Below are 2011 nucleotides of genomic sequence, written 5' to 3'. Positions count from 1 at the left end.
GCTATCTGGAGGTCGGCTTCACCGGCGGCGCGGGCACCCTGGCCGCCGGCGCCTCGACGGGCGAGCTCCAGCTGCGGCTCAACAAGAGCGACTGGTCCAACTTCAGCGAGAGCGACGACTACAGCCGCGGCACCAACACCGCGTACGCCGACTCCGCGAAGGTCGGGGCCTACGTCGCCGGCGCCCTCGCCTGGGGCACCGCACCGTGACCCGCCGCCCCACGAACCGCCGCACCGTGACCGGCCGCTGACCACGCCGGCCACCCCACCACTCCCGATGGCGGGTCACCCACGCCCCGCGGAACCCGCCATCGGGCAGCACCACCCGTCCCCCACGACACCACCGTCCCCCACGACGCACGGCAGGCCCCGCCACTGGACGGCGGCGGCCTGACGGGAGCAAGGGAGCCCTGACCCGGCCACCCGCTCCCGGCCCGCACCCCCCGAAACCGCCCCGCGGCGAAGACCCGCCGGGCGTACGAAAGGAACACGGAGCCGCAATGAGTACCAGAGGCACCATCATGCGCGGGCTGCGCCGGAGACTGGCCGCAGTCTCCGCCCTGGCCATGGGCGCGGCGCTGGCCGTCGCCCTTCCCAGTCCCGCCTCGGCCGCGGCCGCGGCCCGGGTCGACAACCCCTACGTGGGCGCCACGGCCTACGTGAACCCGGACTGGTCCGCGAAGGCCGCGGCCGAACCGGGCGGCGCCGCCATCGCCAACACGCCCGCCTTCGTCTGGATGGACCGCATCGCGGCCATCACGGGCTCCTCCGAGGCGAGGGGCCTGCGCGCGCACCTCGACACGGCCCTGGCCCAGGGCGCGAACCTGTTCCAGGTCGTCATCTACGACCTGCCCGGACGGGACTGCGCCGCGCTCGCGTCCAACGGTGAGCTCGGCCCGACCGAGCTCGGCCGGTACGAGAGCGAGTACATCGACCCGATCGCCGCCATCCTCGCCGACCCGGCGTACGCGAACCTGCGCATCGTCACGATCATCGAGCCCGACTCGCTGCCCAACATCGTCACCAACGCGGGCGGCACGGCCGGTTCGACCGACGCCTGCGCGACGATGAAGGCGAACGGCAACTACGAGAAGGGCGTCGGCTACGCGCTCCACACCCTGGGCGCCATCCCCAACGTCTACAACTACATCGACGCCGCGCACCACGGCTGGCTCGGCTGGGACAGCAACATGAGCCCGGCCGCCGCCGAGTTCAAGAAGGCCGCCACGTCCGAGGGCGCCACGGTCAACGACGTCGCTGGCTTCATCGTCAACACGGCCAACTACTCGGCTCTCAAGGAGCCGAACTTCAAGGTCACCGACTCGGTGAACGGCACCACGGTGCGCCAGTCCAAGTGGGTCGACTGGAACTACTACGTCGACGAGCTGTCGTTCGCCCAGGCGCTGCGCACCCTGCTGGTGAGCCAGGGCTTCAACTCCAACATCGGCATGCTGATCGACACGGCCCGCAACGGCTGGGGCGGCTCCGCGCGGCCCACCGCCGCCGGTCCGACGACCAGCGTGGACGCCTACGTGGACGGCGGCCGGGTCGACCGCCGCATCCACGCGGGCAACTGGTGCAACCAGAGCGGCGCCGGCATCGGCGAGCGTCCCACGGCCGCCCCTGAGGCCGGTATCGACGCCTACGTCTGGGCCAAGCCCCCGGGGGAGTCGGACGGCAACAGCGCCCCCGTCGCCAACGACGAGGGCAAGGGCTTCGACCGGATGTGCGACCCCACGTACACCGGTAACGGCCGCAATGGCAACAGCATGACCGGCGCCCTGGCGAACTCCCCGCTCGCGGGTCACTGGTTCTCCGCGCAGTTCCAGGAGCTCGTCCGCAACGCCTACCCGCCGATCACCGGCGGCGGCACCGGCACCGACACCACCGCTCCGACCGCCCCGACCGGCCTGACCTCGACGGCGAAGACCAGCAGCAGCGTCTCGCTCTCCTGGACCGCGTCCACCGACAACACCGCCGTCACCGGCTACGACATCTTCCGCGCCGGAGTG

At 72.0% G+C, this 2011-nt stretch carries 1 protein-coding gene and 1 pseudogene; both read left to right on the top strand.

The features are described from left to right. Window positions 1–209: pseudogene (locus ACFWEP_RS08630) on the top strand (hypothetical protein); the annotation flags it as partial. Window positions 210–565: 356 nt separating this feature from the next. Next, window positions 566–2011: glycoside hydrolase family 6 protein (locus tag ACFWEP_RS08625; protein WP_387367684.1), on the top strand; the 1446-nt coding region annotated here is incomplete at its 3' end.

It is taken from the genome of Streptomyces sp. NPDC060198, from assembly GCF_042728415.1.
Taxonomy (GTDB): Bacteria; Actinomycetota; Actinomycetes; order Streptomycetales; family Streptomycetaceae; genus Streptomyces.
Note: the sequence above shows the minus strand (reverse complement) of the source record. Positions and strands in the feature narration are given on the sequence as shown.